This is a genomic window from Pseudomonas sp. B21-015 (genome assembly GCF_024749285.1).
GTDB lineage: Bacteria > Pseudomonadota > Gammaproteobacteria > Pseudomonadales > Pseudomonadaceae > Aquipseudomonas.
This window is the reverse complement of the sequence record NZ_CP087196.1, coordinates 1004417-1023335: the sequence shown is the minus strand read 5'-3', so window position 1 is coordinate 1023335 and position 18919 is coordinate 1004417. Positions and strand designations below refer to the sequence as shown.

Here is an 18919-nt window from a genome sequence, read left to right as displayed (position 1 = left end):
CGGGCGCCGCCCGAAAGGGTGGCCCCTGTTTCATCGTCGTCACTCGATCGGGAGATGCCACTCATGAATGCCTTGCGGCGCATCTGGGACCACTTCGAAGAAGGTTTTATCGTCTTCCTGCTGGCGGCAATGACGCTGGTCACGTTCGTTTACGTCATCCTTAACAACCTCTATAGCGTTTTCTACAGCCTCGCCGAGTATTGGCAGAGCGCCAGTGAACCCTTGTTCGCCATCGGCGACAGCGTCATGGGGATGGCCCAGGCTATGACGTGGAGCATATCGCTGACCAAAGCCTTGTTCGCCTGGCTGATCTTTTTCGGCTTGTCCTATGGCGTGCGCACGGCCGGACATATCGGTGTCGATGCCTTGGTGAAACTGGCCAGCAAACCGGCTCAGCGAATCATTGGGATCATTGCCTGCCTCTGCAGCCTGGCCTATGCGGGCCTGCTCAGCGTCGCCAGTTTCGAATGGATTCAGACGCTGTTCGTCGCCGGCATCGGTGCCGAGGACCTCGGTCATTACGGCATCATGCAATGGCACATCGGGCTGATTGTGCCGGTGGGTTTTGCCTTGGTGTTCATCCGCTTTGCCGAAATTTTGGTGCGCATCGTGCAAAACCGTCAAACGGGCCTGGGCCTGGCCGACGAGGCCGCGGAGGTGATGAAACTGACCGAACATGAGGATGACAAGAAATGACTATTCTTTTTCTCTTTGTTGCCCTGTTCGTGCTGATGTTTATCGGTGTACCGATCGCCATTTCCCTGGGCCTGGCCGGTTCGCTGACGATCATCTTTTTCAGCCCTGACTCCGTGCGCTCACTGGCCATCAAGCTGTTCGAGACCTCCGAGCACTACACGTTGCTGGCCATTCCGTTCTTTTTGCTGGCCGGTGCCTTCATGACCACGGGCGGCGTGGCGCGGCGCTTGATCGACTTTGCCAACGCGTGCGTGGGCCATATTCGCGGCGGTCTGGCCATCGCGGCGGTGCTGGCGTGCATGCTGTTCGCCGCGTTGTCCGGCTCAAGCCCTGCGACGGTAGCCGCGGTGGGCTCCATCGCCATTGCGGGGATGGTCCGCTCCGGTTATCCACAGGCGTTCGGTGCCGGTATTGTGTGCAACGCCGGCACGCTGGGGATTCTTATTCCTCCTTCCATCGTGATGGTGGTGTATGCAGCGGCGACGGAAACCTCGGTCGGCAAGCTGTTCATGGCCGGCGTCGTGCCAGGGCTGCTGCTGGGTACGGTACTGATGGTGGCCATCTACATCGTTGCCGTCAGGAAAAATCTGCCCGCGATGCCACGGGCGACCGTTCGTGAATGGTTGAGTGCGGCACGCAAGGCCATTTGGGGCCTGTTGCTGATGGTCATCATTCTGGGCGGCATCTACACCGGAATGTTCACCCCGACCGAGGCGGCGGCCGTGGCAGCGGTCTACGCGGCATTCGTTGCGCTGTTCGTCTACAAGGATATGTCGTTCCGCGAAACACCGAAGGTGCTGCTCGAATCCGCCAAGCTGAGCATCATGCTGATGTTCATCATCGCCAACGCCATGCTCTTCGCTCATGTACTGACCACCGAGCAATTACCTCAACAAATCACCGCTTGGGTCATCGGCGCGGGGCTGACACCGATAACATTCCTGCTCGTGGTGAACATCGTATTGTTGGTGGCGGGGGCGTTTATGGAGCCCTCGGCAATCATCCTGATCCTGGCGCCGATCCTGTTCCCGATTGCCATGAAATTGGGGATCGACCCGATTCATTTGGGGATCATCATGGTGGTGAACTTGGAGATCGGTCTGATTACACCGCCCGTAGGCTTGAACCTGTTCGTCACCTCAGCGGTGACCGGCATGTCACTGACCGCCACCATACGGGCAGCAATGCCTTGGCTGATTCTGTTGGTCCTGTTCCTGATATTGATTACCTACGTACCGTGGATTTCTCTGGTCCTGCCGAACTGGCTGGGGATGACGTAACCGAGATGAGTCGACCTCAGGCTCAATGCCGTGGATCGTTCATCACCGCGTCATGTTCGGCGAACAGCTTGGGTAATTCGGCCTTGAGAAAGGCCACCCAGGTCCGGACCTTGGCATCGAGAAAACGCCGCGACGGATACAACGCATACACATTGCGTTGACGGGGACGCCAGGCTGGCAGCAGGCGCAGTAACGTGCCGTCGCTCGAGGGGCGTGTCGCGGTGTAGAACGGAATCAGGCTGATGCCCATGCCGGCCTCTGACGTCTTGACCATCGACTCGGCAACGTTGCATTGAAAGGTCTTGGCCGGGCTGACGGCGTACTCGCCATGCTCGTCCTGGAACACCCATTGATCGCTGTACAACGGGTCGAGCATGCGTAAGCACTGATGATCGTTCAGCGCCTGCGGGTTGTCCGGCACGCCCCGGCGTTGCAGGTATTCCGGGGAGGCGCAGGGCACACTGTAGATCTGCCCGATGGTCTGGGCGACCAACTGCGAATCGGCCAGTTCATGGGCAATCGAAATCACCACGTCGTGCCCCTCCTCCAGTGGATCGGGATTGCGTTGCGACAGCGTCAGCTCGAACACCACATCGGGGTAAAGCTCGCTGTAACGGGCGATCAACGGCGTGATCAGCACGCCCAGGCCATTCATGCTGTGCATCCGCAACCGTCCACTGGGTTTGAGATGGGCACCGCGGGCTTCTGTCGTTGCCTCCTCCATGTCTTCGAGTATTTGCCGGCTGCGCAGCAAGAACCGTTCACCGGCCTCGGTCAGGCTCAACCTGCGTGTGGTGCGCTGCAGCAAGCGGGCTTGCACATGCTCCTCCAGATCCGCCACCAATCGCGACACTTGCGCGGTCGACAGGTCCAACGCATCGGCGGCGGCGGTAAAACTTGCGCTGTCCACTACGCGGACGAACACCCGCAAGTTATTGAGCAGATCCATAAGCCCTCCAGGGGCGGTGACTGTTACGTTTCATGTAAGGCTGCATCAGGCGTTGGCCCCTTTATCGGTCGCGGGTAAAGCCTAGAATCGAGACATCGGAATCAACACGGAGTACGGGAAAATGAAAACCTTGATCAGCCTGTTTCTGACCCTCGCCGCCACCTCCGCCCTGGCCGCCGGCAACGAGCCCGCCGCCACCTCGTACAACCCGGCGCAGCCGCTGGACATCGCCAAGGTGGTTTCCGTGACGAACACCGCAACCGCCTGCGGGGTTGTGCCTGCGACCATGGAGTATGTCGATCATCAGGGCCAGAGCCACCGCGTGACGTACGAGGTCATGGGTAACTGCACCATGGATCTGTGATCACGGGCTCATAACAGCTTCCACGTGTAGCTGAGGATCAGGCGGTTTTCGTCGATATCGCTGCGGTAGTTGGAACGCGCCATGACGTTGCGCACGCGGATGCCGAGGCCTTTGAGACTGCCGCTCTGCAGCACATAGCCGATATCCAGATCGCGCTCACGGTCCTTGCCTTCAAAGCCCTTGCCGGTGTCGACGTTATTACCGGTGATGTAGCGCACAGTGCTGGTCAGCCCTGGCATGCCGAGGGCCGCAAAATCGTAGTCGTAGCGCGCCTGCCAGGAGCGTTCGTCGGTGTAGGCAAACTCGTAGGTCGGCACTTCATTGCCCAGTGGCGAGATGTTGGCAAACACTCGCGGGAAGGCGCTGTCGCCGAACATGCCCTGATAGCCGACATAAAACGTGTGGCCGCCGCGCTTGGCCGACAGCAAGGAGAAGAACGCCTGGTTGTCGATATTGCCCAGCAACTTTCTGCCGTCTTCACGCGAATCGTAATAGCCAAGGTTGGCGCCCAAGGTCCAGTCGCCCATCGGCTGGCTGTGCTTGAAGCCGAGAAAGCGCTGGTTGTAGATATCTTCCAGTTGCCCGAACCAGGCGCTGACCGAACTGCGTTTGTCATTGAAGGCGTAATCGGCGCCGGCAAAGTTGAAGCCATCGCTGCTGACCTGTCGCTGCGGTACATGACCGAGCATGGCTTGCATCTTTTCGTCGCCGGCCTCGTTGCGCAGGCTGGTCGAGTTCAAGTGGCCGCCTTGCAAGGTCAGACCATTGATCTCGTTCGAGCTGATGCTTGCGCCCTGATAGCTGGGCGGCAGCAGACGGATATCACTGAAGGCCAGCACCGGCAGGTTGGGTTGCAGCTCACCCACCTTCAACTCGGTCTTGGAGTAACGCATCTTCAACGCGCCCTCCAGACGGCTGTAATCATCCGCCGCGCGCCCGTCACCGTGCACCGGCAGCAAACCGGTATTGACCCGGTCCGGGCTGCTGTCGAGTTTGAGGCCAAGCAAGCCGATGACATCCACACCAAAACCGACGGGGCCCTGGGTATAACCGGATTTGACGTTGAGGATGAAGCCTTGCGCCCACTCTTCGGCCTTCGACTGTTGATTGGCCCCGACGATGTCCGAGAAGTCCCGACTGAAGTAGTAGTTACGCGCCTGCAAGGTGGCCGTGGTGTCTTCGATGGAGCCGCCCTCGGCGGCCATCACGCCACTGGAAAAACCCGAGACGAGCGCCAGGGACAACACTGAACCGGTTGCTGGAAGGATCTGTTTCATCATTTTTTCTCTTATTTTTATTGATCGACAGGTTGAAGTGCTTCAGTCGCAGCGGTTTCGCTGCGTGGGACGGGACGGCGGGCGCTTAACAGCACGTGCGTGACCATGCCGAAAATCAGTCCCCAAAAAGCGGCGGACAAACCCAACAGCGACATGCCCGACGCGGTGGAGAGAAAGGTCACCAGCGCGGATTCGCGATCACTCGGCACGGCCATTGCGCCGGCCAGCGCCCCGGCAATCGCCGCGAACAGCGCCAGCCCGGCCAGGGCTGCGATCAGCTCCTTGGGGAACGCCGAAAACAACGAAACCAGCGTGGCACCGAAGATCCCCAGCACCAGGTAACACAGCCCGCCCACGACCCCGGCCACATAGCGTTTGCCCGGATCTTCATGGGCCTCGCGACCGGTACAGATGGCCGCGGTGATCGCCGCCAGATTCAGCCCATGGCAACCGAACGGGGCCAACAGCGCAGTGCCCAACGCGCTACTGGCGATGATCGGGCTCGCCGGCGTCGGGTAGCCGCTGGCGCGCAGCACTGCCATGCCAGGCACAAACTGGCCGGTCAGCGCCACCATCACCAGCGGCAAGGCGATATTCAGGGTCGCACTCAGGCTGAATTCGGGGGTGATCCACGCGGGCGTGGCCAAACCGATTACCAGCGCTTCGCTGTGTAAATCACCGGTGAACGCGGCGATGGAACAGCCCACCAGCAGCACCATCAACACCGCGTAACGTGGCATCGCTCGCTTGCAGATCAGGTACGTGGCAAACATCGCCAGCACCAGCAACGGCTTGTGTTGCATGGACACGAACAACCCGGTGCCGAAGCTGAACAGAATCCCCGCCAGCATCGCCGCCGCAATCGCCGCGGGCAGTTTGCCGATGATCCGGTCAAACGCCCCCGACACGCCGACCAGGAAAATAATCAGGCTGCTGACCAGATAAGCGCCCACCGCCTCCGGCATGGAGATTCCCGGCAACAGGGCCACCAGCAATGCCGAGCCCGGCGCCGACCACGCGATGATCACCGGGACGCGGTAACGCAGGCTCAAACCAATGCCGAGCACGGCGCTGCCGATGGAAATCGCCCAAACCCAGGACGACAACACGTCCCGCGAGAGCTGCGCGGTCTCGGCGGCCTGAAAGATGATCACCAACGGGCCTGCGTAGGAAATCACCGTGGCGATGAATCCGGCGACGGCAGCAGACAGGGAGAAGTCCTGGAATAGAGCCTTCATGACTCAAGCGCCGGTCGGTGACAGCGCTTGGCTGACACCAGCGCTGCGCCGGCTGCTGATGGAGAACACGGTCATGGCGAGGGCGGCCACCGCGCCGGGCAAGGCAAACGCCATGAAGTTCAGTTGCAGCGGCAGACTGATCCCCAGCAAGGCACCGCCCAGCAGTGGACCGACAATCGCACCGTTGCGCCCGATGCCTGACGCCCAGCCCAAACCGGTGGAGCGAATGGTCATGGAGTAGAACTGCGCGGCGCAGGCGTACAACAGAATTTGTGAGCCGATGGTGGTGGCGCCGGCAAGGGCGATCAGCAGGTACAACACCGGCATCGGACTGTTGAAGCCCAGCAAGGTGATCGATACCGCAGCCACGACGAAGAACACCGCCAACACGCGTGGCAGGTTGAGCTTGTCGCCCAGCACCCCGCCGCCGACCGCGCCGAAAATGGCGCCGAAGTTGAGCACCAGCAGGAACGACAGGCTCGAGCCCAGGCTGTAACCGGCGTTGGCCATCAGTTTTGGCAGCCAGGAACTCAAGGCGTAGACCATCAGCAAGCAGCAGAAAAATGCCAGCCACAGCATCAGCGTGCGCAGCGCGCGACCCTCGCGAAACAGTTGCAACACCGGGGTGCCGGTGCCCTTCACTTCGCTCATGTGCAACTGATCGCCGGTTTGCGCGATGTACGCCGGATCGACCCGCTGGAGAATGTTGCGCGCCTCGTCATGACTCCCCTGACGCAACATGAAACCCACCGATTCAGGCAGGAAGTACATGATCAACGGTAACAACAGCAATGGCAGCAACGCCACGTAAAACACCGACTGCCAGCCAAAACTCGGGATCAGCACGATGCCGAGCCCCGCCGAGAGCATGCCGCCCACCGAGTAGCCGCTGAACATGATCGCCACCAGCGTGCTGCGGATTTTCTTCGGCGCGTACTCGTTCATCAGCGCCACGACGTTGGGCATCACCCCGCCAATGCCCAACCCGGCAACGAACCGGCAGAGGCCAAACTCGGTGGGGTTACGGGCAAAACCATTGAGCACGGTAAAACCGCTGAAGAGCATCACGCACAGGGTGATGGCTTTCTTGCGGCCAATCTTGTCCGACAGCGGGCCGAAAAACAGCGCGCCGAACATCATTCCGAACAGGGCATAACTGCCCAGCGCGCCGGCTTGCAGGGGACTGAGCCCCCACTCTTTCATCAGCATCGGCAACACCACGCCGTAGATCACCAAATCGTATCCGTCGAAGATGATGATCAGGGCGCACCAGAACAGCACCATCCAGTGAAAGCGGTTGAATCGAGCGTTGTCGATAACCTCGTGTACGTTGATCTTGCGCATGGCATCTATCTCTTGTTGTTGTTTTTTTAAGAGTCGGTAACGCGGCTAACGTCCGTACAGCCGAGGGTAGAGACGCCAGGCACGGGGCAATAGCCGCTTTGCGCAGATCGCTATCCGCTTTGTGCAATGCCCTGAACCGGGCGTGGGATGAGGAGTTCTCCAAGAGCCTGTTGCAACCCTGTAGAGGGTTGATTCATGGACTAGACTCACGCGATTGATGATGGAGTTAAACGTCAAGAGCAGAGGGCTCGTCCACGACTGACGCCAGTTTTGCTCGAAGCAATGTGCAATCTGCAGGCTGATAGCTGCACCTGCAGGGTCTATCTATCGGTAGTCAGCGACTGGCATATGTGAGGCTTGGGTCATGGCAAAGGACAAGAAGAAAACCCCTGTTAACAGTAACTCCGACGAACGCTTGAAACTGACGAACAAAGCCTATCTTGAGCAGTTACGCCGATTGCATGTAGAACTGGTCAAGTTGCAGGAATGGGTGAAAGAAAAGGGCATCAAGATCTGTATCGTCTTCGAGGGACGTGACGGCGCTGGCAAGGGCGGGACGATCAAGGCGCTCACCGAGAGGGTGAGCCCGCGTGTCTTTCGGGTCGTGGCATTGCCGGCACCAACCGAGCGCGAGAAGAGCCAGATGTATATACAGCGCTACCTGGCGCACATGCCAGCGGCTGGCGAAGTGGTGATCTTCGATCGCAGTTGGTACAACCGCGCAGGGGTCGAGCGTGTGATGGGATTTTGTACCGATCAGCAAGTGACCCGTTTCCTGAGCCTGGCCCCTCTCATGGAACGCATGATGGTCGACTCGGGCGTAATGCTGTTCAAGTACTGGCTGGAAGTCAGCGAAGAGGAGCAGACCCGCAGGCTTGAGGCACGGATCAAGGATGGCCGCAAAATCTGGAAACTGACGCCAATGGATCTCAAGTCATACAGCTGCTGGTATGACTACTCGCGCGCACGTGACGACATGTTCAAGGCGACCGACACCGACCATGCTCCGTGGCTTGTGGCCAACTCGAACGACAAGAAGCGGGCCCGCCTCAACATCATTTCTGATTTGCTCAGCCGCATTCCGTACAAGAATGTACCGCGCGAGAAGGTGGTTTTGCCCAAGCGGCAGAAATCAGGCGGCTATCGTGAACCGAATTATCCGCTGCGGCGAATTCCAGAAAAATTCTGACCGGCACGTTCAAGCGGATCTGCGCTGTACACCAAAGGGCCACAGTTCTATGAGCGATTCGGATTCTTCGTCTCCCGTCCCGGAACCCGGACGGATTGTCCATCGGGATACCGATGGCGACACCGGTTGGAGCCGCTGGCTGCCAGGGCTGCGCACGCTACGTGGATACAAAATCGCCTGGTTGCGGCACGACTTCGTGGCCGGACTGGTGCTGACCACGATGCTGGTGCCCGTCGGCATCGCCTACGCAGTGGCATCGGGCGTACCCGGCATTTATGGCCTTTACGCGACCATCGTTGGGCTACTGGCGTACGCGCTGTTCGGCCCCAGCCGAATTCTGGTGCTGGGGCCGGACTCCTCGCTGGCCGCTGTCATCCTCGCCGTCGTCCTGCCGCTGTCCGGCGGCGACCCGCATCGTGCCATCGCCCTTGCGGGCATGATGGCGATCGTGTCGGGAGTTGTGTGCATCCTGGCCGGCATAGCGCGCCTGGGCTTTGTCACCGAGCTGCTGTCCAAACCGATCCGCTACGGGTACATGAACGGAATCGCGCTGACGGTATTGATCAGCCAACTGCCCAAGCTTTTCGGTTTTTCAATTGAATCCGACGGCCCGTTGAGAAACCTGTGGGCCATCGCTACAGCGATCATGGAGGGGAAAACCAACTGGACCGCCTTCATGGTCGGCGCAGCCACCCTGGCCGTGATTCTGCTGTTCAAGGGTAACAAGCGCGTACCAAGTATTCTGATCGCCGTAGTGGGAGCGACCGTCGTCGTGGGTGTGCTGGACCTTGCCGCACGCGCTGGAATATCGGTCCTCGGCTCTCTTCCACAAGGCTTGCCTGCGTTCGACATCCCCTGGATCACTAGGGCCGACATCGTCCCCGTGCTGATCGGCGGTTTCGCTGTTGCCCTGGTTTCATTCGCCGATACCAGCGTGCTCTCACGTGTCTATGCGGCACGGAGCCGTACCTATGTGGACCCGAACCAGGAGATGGTGGGCCTGGGCGTCACCAACCTGGCCGCCGGATTTTTTCAGGGTTTTCCGATCTGCAGCAGTTCGTCACGTACGCCCGTGGCGGAGGCCGCAGGCGCCAAAACCCAGCTGACCGGAGTCATCGGTGCGGTTGCTGTTGCCTTATTGCTAGTGGTGGCGCCGGACCTGTTGAAGGATTTACCCACCAGCGCACTGGCGGCGGTGGTGATCGCCTCCGCCATCGGCCTGATTGAGGTCACCGACCTGCGACGAATTTACCGAATCCAGCGTTGGGAGTTCTGGCTGTCAATCGTCTGCACCGTCGGCGTGGCCGTGCTGGGTGCGATTGAGGGCATCGGCCTGGCCATCGTGATCGCCGTCATCGAATTTCTGTGGGATGGCTGGCGCCCTTACTCTGCCGTTCTGGGACGCGCGGAAGGCGTGAAGGGTTATCACGACATCAAGCGCTATCCCGACGCGCGCCTTGTACCCGGCCTCGTACTGTTTCGCTGGGATGCGCCGTTGTTTTTCGCCAACGCCGAGTTGTTCCATGACCGAGTGCTCGACGCCGTGGCTGCATCGCCTACGCCAGTGCGCTGGTTGGTCGTTGCGGCGGAACCCGTCACCAGCGTGGACGTGACCTCCGCCGACATGTTGGCGGAGCTGGACGAAACCTTGCACGCGGCGGGCATCAAGTTGTGCGTGGCCGAGATGAAGGACCCGGTCAAGGACAAGCTGAAGCGATTCGGGCTTTTCGCGCGACTTGGCGAAACGGCGTTTTTTCCAACAGTAGGTACTGCAGTCGACAGCTATCTGATGATTCATCCGGTGGATTGGGAGAACGAGGATCGCTGAGTGGCATGGAGACACTCAGCGACGGGTTTTATCAATGTTTCCATGTTTACCGGCTCACCCGCGGCTTACCGAACGCATGCCTTTGCCACTCTCTACAGGAGGTAATCAATGGTTCCCATACCCACTCTCGAAAAGGTTTTTTCCCGAGACCTGCTCGATGTACTGATTCGTGCCGGAGTGATTACTGTTCTGGTGATGTTCTGCTTCCAGATATTCAGCCCGTTCCTCGATCTGATGCTGTGGTCGGTGATCCTGGCAATCACCCTCTACCCCTTGCAAGTCAAATTCAGAGGCAAACTGGGAAACAAGGACGGGATCACCGCGACGCTGATCGTATTGATCGTCATCAGTATTCTTATGGTGCCTGTCTATTTGTTGGGAGCCTCGCTTGCGGAATCCGTGGAAAGGGTCATGACCATGGTCAAAACCGACAGTTTCCATATTCCGCCGCCGTCCGCCACGATCGCCAGTTGGCCACTGGTGGGAGAATCTCTTTATAACTTATGGACACAAGCCGCCACTGACCTGCCCCATCTGGCTCAGAAGTTCATACCGCAGATCAAAGGTGTCAGCCTCTCCCTGCTGAGCAAGCTTGCGGGTGTCAGCATGGGGCTCCTTTTATTCATCGTCGCCCTGATTATTGCCGGTATTTTTTTAGCGTATGGAGAAGGCGGCCACCGCAGCGCGGTGCGAATCGTTACGCGCTTCAGCGGTCCGATCAACGGGCCGAAAATCGCCGATCTGTGCACCGCCACCATCCGGGCAGTGGCGTTAGGGGTTGTCGGCATCGCCTTCATCCAGATGCTGTTGGTGGGCATCGGTTTTGTGTTCATGGGCGTCCCCGGCGCCGGACTTCTCGCCTTGGCGGTACTGCTGCTTGGCATCATGCAGTTACCGGCGACCCTGATTACCCTTCCGGTCATCGTCTTTGTTTTCATGAGCGAAGGTGCCAGTACGGCGACCATTGTGTTTGCCATCTATGTCTTCGTCGCAGGATTGGTCGATAACGTCCTCAAACCGCTGCTGCTGGGTCGGGGTGTCGATGTACCGATGCCTGTGGTGCTGATCGGTGCCTTGGGCGGCATGGTCACGGGCGGTATCCTCGGACTGTTTATCGGCCCGGTGATACTCGCGGTCGGCTATCAGTTGTTCTGGGAATGGGTGGATCAAGTGCAAGATCCCGGGCCAGACGACCAGGAACAGACCTGACACGGCGGCAGAGGATATTCCCATGCTGTTGAATCTACTGGCCGGTCTTCCCGTAATGTTCTTCTGCCTGATAATGCAGGCCATTTTCGTGACTATGTGCCTGCGTCAATACGTGCATTTCAGGCATTCCCGACCGCCTGAAACGCAATGGCTGAATATCCTGTTGTTGTCGATGGTCATGCTGCTGATGCTGTTCAGTAATTTCGTGCAGATCGCCATCTGGGCCGCGCTGTTCATGCTGCTCAACGAATTCGACGAATTCGCCACCGCGCTGTATCACTCGGCGGTCAACTTCGCGACGCTGGGCTACGGCGACATCATCATGTCCTCTCGCTGGCGTCTGCTTGGCCCATTGGAGGCCGCCAACGGAATCCTGATGTTTGGTGTCTCCACCGCGGTGATGACCGCTGCGGTGATGGATGTCATAAAGCACAACATGGACAGGCTACGGCAGCGTGAACGCCCATAGGCATGCGCCGATCATGGCCGGGCCTTCTCCAGCGCCTCACGCAATTGTGCCGCCGTGGCGTATTCGTGCTTCCCCACCAATTGACCGTCCTTGAGCTGCAGCCACAGCACTTTATCCACGGACCCGGGGTAACGCGGCGCCACGCGACCATCACGGTCAAGCATCACTCGATAGGGATAATCGCGCATAGCCGGTACTGCAAACATCTTCGCGATCAGTCGAGGCATGCGCTGGATGTCCGCGACAAATACCGCGTGCCGAGCTTCCAGGTAGCCCTTGGGCTGGCCCTGCAGAGCGGCGTCGACCAATTTTGCGGCGTCCATGCTGCGCGCCACCAGCAGCGTCTGAGTCTGATTATCGAATGTGAAGGCCTGATCGAACTGATCAAGTAAGGTCCACGGCGCCAGGCGCTCGCCAACCTCCAGCGCCTGGGCCCAAAGAGGCAGAAGACTGAGCAATAACACCGGCCAATATTTCACGTTCTACTCCTCGTTCGAGCGCATATGCGTAATGGCTATCAGTCTACACCGCCCGTTCCGAGTGCTCAGTGCCTCCGTTTACCATTTCACGCTTTCTGCTTGTCGCAAATGAACGCTAAGCTTGGGCCTATGGATGACTCAGATTATTTACGCCTGCTGACCATCGCGGCCGAGCAAGCCAACACGTTCCTCTCCAATGCCCGCAAATGGGAGCGTGAGCGTTGGGTTTGCCAGCGCCTGCTCCAAGGCCTGAACATTCCCTATCGCGCCGACGAGTTTGCCCCCGCCGGGGAGCCGCCGGACGTGCTGTTTCGCGACGCGAATTTCGAGGTGTTCTTCGTGCTCGACGAGGGCCGGCGCCTCAACGACGAATGGCGTGATGAGCTGCAACGCCGGCGCAGCGCGTTTTCCCTGAGCCAGCTGGTGCGCCGCGAGGCCAAGCCCCGGCGCATCCCGGCCAATGAGTTTCTGCTGAGACTGGCGCCGACCTTGCGCAAAAAAGCCCACAACTACAAAGAACGCGGCATGGACCTGGGGGAGCTGGACATCATCGCCTTCGCCAGCCTCAAGCGCGAAGTGTTGGACCTCAACAGCCACTTTCCACCGCCCACCGAGTACCTGCGCCAGGGCTGGCGTTCGTTGTCGCTGGTCGGCCCGACCTTCGCCCGAGTGTTGTTCGCGCACCCGGATGCCCCGGATTTCCTGCGCAGCAACCTGGGTCGCAGCATCGTCTTCGACGTCGGGATCAGCCTGTGAGTCCCGCCACAGATACCGGCATGCACAAGATGGCGCAATCACTGGCCGAATGTTACAAAAGCGTCACATGCACCGTTCAACGCTTGCAGACAAACCACTGTAACGTCTGCACATTCAGCAACGTCTACCTGACGAGGCCCAATATGACCAGCCGCCTGAACCCCGACGACCAGAAGCATGTCGAAGAGTACCTGCACCTGTCCCAGCACCAAGTCGAGCGCCGGCCTTTCCGGCCGTGGATGCTCCTGGTGGTGGTGCTGGCAGTGACCATTGGTCTAGGCCTGTTGAGCCGACTTATCAGTTACCTGACGCTATGAGCTGCCTTGCGCTCGCTCGGTTGACTGCACCGATTTCTTTTAGCCTTGCGAGATATCCCCATGACTCATCGTATTGTCATCGTTGGCGGCGGCGCCGGCGGTCTGGAGTTGGCTACCCGTCTGGGTAAGACTCTGGGCAAGCGCGGCACGGCCAGTGTGATGCTGGTCGACGCGAACCTGACCCATATCTGGAAACCGCTGTTGCACGAAGTGGCGGCAGGCTCCCTGAACTCTTCCGAAGACGAACTCAACTATGTTGCCCAGGCAAAATGGAACCACTTCGAGTTCCAGCTGGGGCGCATGAGCGGGCTCGATCGCGCGCAGAAGAAAATCCAGCTGGCTGCCACCTACGACGAGGCTGGCCTGGAACTGGTACCGGCGCGGGAAGTGCCTTACGACTCGCTGGTGATTGCCGTCGGCAGCACCACCAACGACTTCGGGACTCAAGGCGCGGCGCAACACTGCTTGTTCCTCGACACCCGCAAACAGGCCGAGCGCTTCCATCAGCAACTGCTCAATCACTACCTGCGTGCCCACGCCGGGCAGACCGACAAGGTCGAACAGATCAGCGTAGCCATCGTCGGCGCCGGGGCCACCGGGGTCGAACTGGCGGCAGAACTGCACAACGCCGCCCATGAACTCGCGGCCTATGGCCTGGACCGAATCAAACCGGAAAACATGCACATCACCCTGATCGAAGCCGGACCACGGGTACTGCCAGCCCTGCCGGAACGGATCGGCGGGCCTGTGCATAAAACCCTGGAGAAACTCGGGGTCAACGTCATGACCAATGCCGCGGTCAGCGAAGTCACGGCAGACAGCCTGATTACCGCCGATGGCCAAGTGATCAACGCCAGCCTGAAAGTCTGGGCCGCCGGGATTCGTGCACCGGGTTTCCTCAAGGACATCGATGGCCTGGAAACCAACCGCATCAACCAGCTGCAAGTGCTGCCGACTCTGCAAACCACCCGCGACGAGAACATCTTCGCCTTCGGTGACTGCGCGGCCTGCCCACAACCGGGCACCGATCGCAATGTACCGCCGCGCGCCCAGGCGGCGCATCAGCAGGCGTCGTTGCTGGCCAAATCGCTGAAACTGCGGATCGAAGGCAAGTCCCTCCCGGAATACAAATACACCGATTACGGCTCGCTGATCTCGCTGTCGCGCTTTTCGGCTGTGGGTAACTTGATGGGCAACCTGACCGGCAGCGTGATGCTCGAAGGCTGGCTGGCGCGGATGTTCTATGTGTCGCTGTACCGCATGCACCAGATGGCGCTGTATGGCGCGTTCCGCACGGCGATGTTGATGCTGGGCAGCAAGATTGGCCGCGGGACTGAGCCGCGGCTGAAGCTGCATTAAGATCTTCGGCGTTGTTTAGGGCCTCTTCGCGGGCAAGCCACGCTCCCACAGGTTATGTGTCGGACCCAGATCCCATGGTCGACAGATAACCTGTGGGAGCGTGGCTTGCCCGCGATGCAGGCGCCTAGGTCCAATCTGCGAACACTTCTGTGTCTCACTGTATCTCCCCCGTCGATTCCATCCCTTCGCTTACAAAGCCCCCCTTGCGCGACACAGTAGCGATACACCACGCCCGCTAAATGGCCACACCCGAAGCAAGGCACTGCCTGCTTCGGCCATTGCCGCACTCACGTGGCGTCCTTTATCGAGCGGTTGTGTCGTGCAACCCAGGAGATTTGTAATGTCCCGTACCACTACTCTCGGCAAAAACACTGTAGGTCTGCTTGGTGCAGTCCTGGCCGGTGGCATGATGTTGTCCGGTTCCGTATTCGCTTCGCAGCCGCTGACTCAAGGCTATCTGCTGGCCTCCGCCGAACAGGTCGTGAAGGCGCCGGAAGGTAAATGTGGCGAAGGCAAGTGCGGCGATGCCTCGATGGCCAAGACCGACACCGATGACGACGGCAAGGTATCCCGTGCGGAATTCCTGAAAGTGGCGCCCAAGGCCGACTTCGACAAGATCGACACCAACCATGACGGCCAAATCGACGAACAAGAGGCTTTTGATAACGTGAAAGCCAACTACGAAACCAATGGCAAAAAAATGCCGAAGGGTTTGTTCGAGCACCTGAAAGACAATAGCTAAGCCTCTGAAGGCCCAAGCCCTGCTTCTCCATCGAGAAGCAGGGCTTTTTTGCATTTACAGCGAGCAAAAAAAATCCCCGTATCTTTCGATACGAGGATTTTTAATATGGTCGGGGTAAGGGGATTCGAACTCCTGACATCCTGCTCCCAAAGCAGGCGCGCTACCGGACTGCGCTATACCCCGGTAAAAAAAGGTACCCTTTAAAGGCGCCTTCTGCGAACAGAGCTTTTGGCATCTGATCTTAAGATTCGATTCCAGCGTTAACTGGTTTCAAAAATGGTGGGTCGTGTGGGATTCGAACCTACGACCAATTGGTTAAAAGCCAACTGCTCTACCAACTGAGCTAACGACCCAAAAATGGTCGGGGTAAGGGGATTCGAACTCCTGACATCCTGCTCCCAAAGCAGGCGCGCTACCGGACTGCGCTATACCCCGGTTTGAAATTGGCTCCGTGACCAGGACTCGAACCTGGGACCCAATGATTAACAGTCATTTGCTCTACCGACTGAGCTATCACGGAACTACATATTTCAATTTACAACTGTGAAGCTTACTTCACCTCTTCTACCCGTTCGCATCGCTGCGTTCGTGTGTCCGAGGCGCGCTATTCTACAATCTTAAGCACCTCTGTCAACCCCCTAAATTGCTTTCAAGTTAATGATTTGCAACTTATTTCAGATTCCTGCTTGGGGAGCAGAAACCCTCTCGGGGTGACTTACTGCGGGGCGCACTTTACAAGCATTTTCCTTTGAGTTCAACAGCCTATCGAAAAAAAGGCCTCGCAATGCGAGGCCTCTTTCATTTTGTTGCCACTGGGGATCAGACAAAGACGATTTCGTCGTTCTCCACCACACCTTTGGCGGTCTCTCCGGGCATGAAACGACCCGATAGAATCAGCTGTGCCAGCGGGTTCTCGATCCAGCGCTGGATCGCCCGTTTGAGCGGCCGTGCGCCATAGACCGGGTCGTAACCGACGGCGATCAGCTTATCCATTGCTTCCGGGCTCAGCTCAAGCTTCAGCTCGCGCTCGGTCAGGCGGCTACGCAGGCGACCCAACTGGATCTCGGTAATACCGGCGATCTGATCCCGAGCCAGCGGCTCGAAGATCACCACTTCGTCGACCCGGTTGATGAACTCCGGGCGGAAGTGCGTGGAAATCGCATCCATCACCGCTGCCCGCTGCGCTTCGCGATCACCCACCAGCTCCTGGATCTGTACCGAGCCCAGGTTGGAGGTCATGACAATCACGGTATTTTTGAAATCTACCGTGCGGCCATGGCTATCGGTCAAGCGACCATCTTCCAGCACTTGCAGCAGGATGTTGAACACGTCCGGGTGGGCCTTCTCGACCTCATCCAGGAGGATCACCGAGTAAGGCTTGCGACGCACCGCCTCGGTCAGGTAACCGCCCTCCTCATAGCCCACGTAGCCTGGTGGCGCGCCGATCAGACGAGCCACAGAATGTTTCTCCATGAACTCGGACATGTCGATCCGCACCATTGCCTCTTCGGTATCGAACAGGAACTCGGCCAGCGCCTTGCACAACTCGGTTTTACCGACACCGGTCGGGCCGAGGAACATGAAAGAACCGCTCGGGCGATTCGGATCGGACAACCCGGCACGGGAACGTCGCACGGCGTTGGAGACGGCGATCACCGCTTCGTCCTGACCGATTACACGCTGGTGCAACAGGCTTTCCATCTTCATCAGTTTGTCGCGCTCGCCCTCGAGCATTTTCGCCACGGGGATGCCGGTCCACTTCGACACGACTTCAGCGATCTCTTCTTCAGTCACCTTGCTGCGCAGCAACTGGTTTTCGCTTTTGCCGTGCTGGTCGACCATTTGCAGGCTGCGCTCCAGGTCCGGGATCACCCCGTATTGCAGCTCGGCCATGCGGTTCAGGTCGCCTTTACGGCGCGCGGCTTCCAGTTCCTGACGGGACTGTTCGATTTTCTGCTGGATCTGTGCCGAACCCTGGACTTCGGCTTTTTCCGAGTTCCAGATTTCTTCGAGGTCCGAATACTCACGCTCGTGACGAACGATTTCTTCCTGCAGTTTTTCCAGACGTTTTATCGCCGCTTCGTCGCTTTCTTTCTTCAGCGCCTGGGATTCCACCTTCAGCTGAATCAGGCGACGCTCCAGACGGTCCAGCACTTCCGGTTTGGAATCGATTTCCATGCGGATGCGGCTGGCGGCTTCGTCGATCAGGTCGATGGCCTTGTCCGGCAGCTGGCGGTCAGTGATGTAGCGATGACTGAGCTTGGCCGCGGCGATGATTGCGCCGTCGGTGATCGCTACCTTGTGGTGAACCTCGTAACGCTCTTTCAGGCCACGCAGGATGGCGATGGTGTCTTCTTCGCTCGGCTCGTCCACCAGGACTTTCTGGAAGCGCCGTTCGAGGGCCGCGTCCTTCTCTATATATTGGCGATACTCGTTGAGCGTGGTCGCGCCGACGCAGTGCAACTCACCGCGAGCCAATGCCGGTTTGAGCATGTTGCCGGCATCCATTGAGCCTTCGCCCTTGCCCGCACCGACCATGGTGTGCAATTCGTCGATGAACAGAATGATCTGCCCTTCCTGCTTCGACAGTTCGTTGAGCAGGGACTTGAGGCGTTCTTCGAACTCGCCGCGGTACTTGGCGCCGGCAATCAGTGCCCCCATGTCCAGAGACAGCAGACGCTTGCCTCTCAGGCCATCCGGCACTTCACCGTTGATGATGCGCTGAGCCAGGCCTTCGGCAATGGCGGTTTTACCCACGCCAGGCTCACCGATCAGCACCGGGTTGTTCTTGGTACGGCGTTGCAGAACCTGAATGGTGCGGCGAATTTCGTCGTCACGACCGATCACCGGATCGAGCTTGCCCTCTTCAGCACGCTTGGTCAGGTCGATGGTGTATTTATCCAGCGCCTGACGCGACTCTTCGTGGTTGGCGTCATTGACTGCCTCACCGCCGCGCAGGTTATTGATCGCGTTTTCCAGAGCTTTTTTGCTCACGCCCTGACCAAGCAGCAACTTGCCCAGCTTGCTGTTCTCATCCATGGCGGCGAGCAGAACCAACTCACTGGAGATGAATTGGTCGCCCTTCTGCTGGGCCAGGCGATCGGCCTGATTGAGCAGGCGCGCCAAATCCTGCGACATATTCACGTCGCCGGTCGGGTTCTGGATTTTCGGCAGTTGATCGAGCGCTTTGGTCAGTTCTTTACGCAAGCTGTTGACGTCGAAACCCACCTGCATCAGCAGGGGTTTGATCGAACCACCCTGTTGTTCAAGCATGGCCTGCATCAAATGCGCCGGCTCAATGGCCGGATGGTCCAGACCGACGGCCAGGGATTGAGCGTCGGACAAGGCTAACTGCAACTTGCTGGTTAAACGGTCTATACGCATGGGTCACCTTCCTTTTGAGCAGGCCGGACCTATAAACAT

The 18919-nt window shown here is 58.8% G+C and carries 17 protein-coding genes and 4 tRNA genes; 11 read left to right on the top strand and 10 right to left on the bottom strand.

Translation table 11 applies throughout. The features are described from left to right. The first annotated feature begins 63 nt into the window (after positions 1-63). Positions 64-696 (top strand): TRAP transporter small permease, encoded by a 633-nt coding sequence (locus tag LOY38_RS04730; RefSeq protein WP_258699032.1) that lies wholly within the window; start codon positions 64-66, stop codon positions 694-696. Further along, the gene (gene dctM, locus LOY38_RS04725) at positions 693-1976 is read left to right on the top strand and encodes a C4-dicarboxylate TRAP transporter large permease protein DctM (RefSeq protein ID WP_258699031.1); all 1284 of its coding nucleotides are present in this window, start codon (positions 693-695) and stop codon (positions 1974-1976) included. Before LOY38_RS04730 ends, dctM begins: the two co-directional genes overlap by 4 nt. Before the next feature lie 22 nt (positions 1977-1998). Here dctM and LOY38_RS04720 read toward each other — a convergent pair whose 3' ends face one another. Next, on the bottom strand, positions 1999-2925 hold the full coding sequence (locus LOY38_RS04720) for a LysR family transcriptional regulator (protein WP_258699030.1): 927 nt from the start codon (positions 2923-2925) through the stop codon (positions 1999-2001). A gap of 121 nt (positions 2926-3046) precedes the next feature. Here LOY38_RS04720 and LOY38_RS04715 point away from each other — a divergent pair, with 121 nt between their 5' ends. Further along, the gene (locus tag LOY38_RS04715; protein ID WP_258699029.1) at positions 3047-3289 is read left to right on the top strand and encodes a DUF2790 domain-containing protein; all 243 of its coding nucleotides are present in this window, start codon (positions 3047-3049) and stop codon (positions 3287-3289) included. Between the two features lie 8 nt (positions 3290-3297). On the opposite strand, the gene LOY38_RS04710 is transcribed toward LOY38_RS04715, so the two are convergent. From LOY38_RS04710 to LOY38_RS04700, 3 genes are read right to left on the bottom strand one after another with little or no spacing between them, the layout of a single operon-like run. Beyond that, entirely contained in the window at positions 3298-4566 is a 1269-nt protein-coding gene (locus LOY38_RS04710) for an OprD family porin (protein WP_258700655.1), read from the bottom strand. Positions 4567-4583: 17 nt separating this feature from the next. Beyond that, on the bottom strand, positions 4584-5804 hold the full coding sequence (locus LOY38_RS04705; RefSeq protein ID WP_258699028.1) for a benzoate/H(+) symporter BenE family transporter: 1221 nt from the start codon (positions 5802-5804) through the stop codon (positions 4584-4586). Positions 5805-5807: 3 nt separating this feature from the next. Further along, positions 5808-7148: an MFS transporter gene (locus LOY38_RS04700; protein ID WP_258699027.1), complete on the bottom strand. Its 1341-nt coding sequence runs from the start codon at positions 7146-7148 to the stop codon at positions 5808-5810. Between the two features lie 364 nt (positions 7149-7512). Here LOY38_RS04700 and ppk2 point away from each other — a divergent pair, with 364 nt between their 5' ends. From ppk2 to LOY38_RS04680, 4 genes are all read left to right on the top strand, one after another. Continuing rightward, positions 7513-8337 carry a polyphosphate kinase 2 gene (gene ppk2 / locus LOY38_RS04695; protein WP_258699026.1) on the top strand — a complete coding sequence of 275 codons (825 nt, stop codon included), beginning with the start codon at positions 7513-7515 and terminating at the stop codon, positions 8335-8337. 49 nt (positions 8338-8386) lie between these two features. Continuing rightward, the gene (locus LOY38_RS04690) at positions 8387-10165 is read left to right on the top strand and encodes a SulP family inorganic anion transporter (RefSeq protein ID WP_258700654.1); all 1779 of its coding nucleotides are present in this window, start codon (positions 8387-8389) and stop codon (positions 10163-10165) included. 108 nt (positions 10166-10273) lie between these two features. Next, the gene (locus tag LOY38_RS04685; protein ID WP_258699025.1) at positions 10274-11374 is read left to right on the top strand and encodes an AI-2E family transporter; all 1101 of its coding nucleotides are present in this window, start codon (positions 10274-10276) and stop codon (positions 11372-11374) included. A 22-nt stretch (positions 11375-11396) separates the two neighbouring features. Then, positions 11397-11843, top strand: a complete 447-nt coding sequence (locus LOY38_RS04680) for a potassium channel family protein (protein WP_258699024.1) — start codon at positions 11397-11399, stop codon at positions 11841-11843. Positions 11844-11854: 11 nt separating this feature from the next. On the opposite strand, the gene LOY38_RS04675 is transcribed toward LOY38_RS04680, so the two are convergent. Next, positions 11855-12322 (bottom strand): FAD/FMN-containing dehydrogenase, encoded by a 468-nt coding sequence (locus LOY38_RS04675; protein WP_258699023.1) that lies wholly within the window; start codon positions 12320-12322, stop codon positions 11855-11857. 129 nt (positions 12323-12451) lie between these two features. Here LOY38_RS04675 and LOY38_RS04670 point away from each other — a divergent pair, with 129 nt between their 5' ends. From LOY38_RS04670 to LOY38_RS04655, 4 genes are all read left to right on the top strand, one after another. Beyond that, complete coding sequence (locus LOY38_RS04670) at positions 12452-13078, top strand: DUF1780 domain-containing protein (protein WP_123357369.1); 627 nt, start codon at positions 12452-12454, stop codon at positions 13076-13078. Between the two features lie 143 nt (positions 13079-13221). Beyond that, entirely contained in the window at positions 13222-13395 is a 174-nt protein-coding gene (locus tag LOY38_RS04665; protein ID WP_007938396.1) for a DUF3094 domain-containing protein, read from the top strand. A gap of 60 nt (positions 13396-13455) precedes the next feature. Then, positions 13456-14754 carry an NAD(P)/FAD-dependent oxidoreductase gene (locus LOY38_RS04660; RefSeq protein WP_258699022.1) on the top strand — a complete coding sequence of 433 codons (1299 nt, stop codon included), beginning with the start codon at positions 13456-13458 and terminating at the stop codon, positions 14752-14754. 340 nt (positions 14755-15094) lie between these two features. Further along, a complete protein-coding gene (locus LOY38_RS04655) occupies positions 15095-15496 on the top strand; it encodes an EF-hand domain-containing protein (protein ID WP_258699021.1) in 402 nt (133 codons plus the stop codon). 106 nt (positions 15497-15602) lie between these two features. Here the strand turns inward: LOY38_RS04655 and LOY38_RS04650 are convergent. From LOY38_RS04650 to clpB, 5 genes are all read right to left on the bottom strand, one after another. Beyond that, a tRNA-Pro gene (locus LOY38_RS04650) sits at positions 15603-15679 on the bottom strand. Positions 15680-15773: 94 nt separating this feature from the next. Next, a tRNA-Lys gene (locus tag LOY38_RS04645) sits at positions 15774-15849 on the bottom strand. 5 nt (positions 15850-15854) lie between these two features. Beyond that, positions 15855-15931 (bottom strand) — tRNA-Pro (locus LOY38_RS04640). Between the two features lie 9 nt (positions 15932-15940). Beyond that, positions 15941-16016 (bottom strand) — tRNA-Asn (locus LOY38_RS04635). Positions 16017-16315: 299 nt separating this feature from the next. Beyond that, positions 16316-18880, bottom strand: coding sequence for an ATP-dependent chaperone ClpB (gene clpB / locus LOY38_RS04630; RefSeq protein WP_258699020.1), 2565 nt, complete (start codon positions 18878-18880; stop codon positions 16316-16318). Positions 18881-18919: the final 39 nt, after the last annotated feature.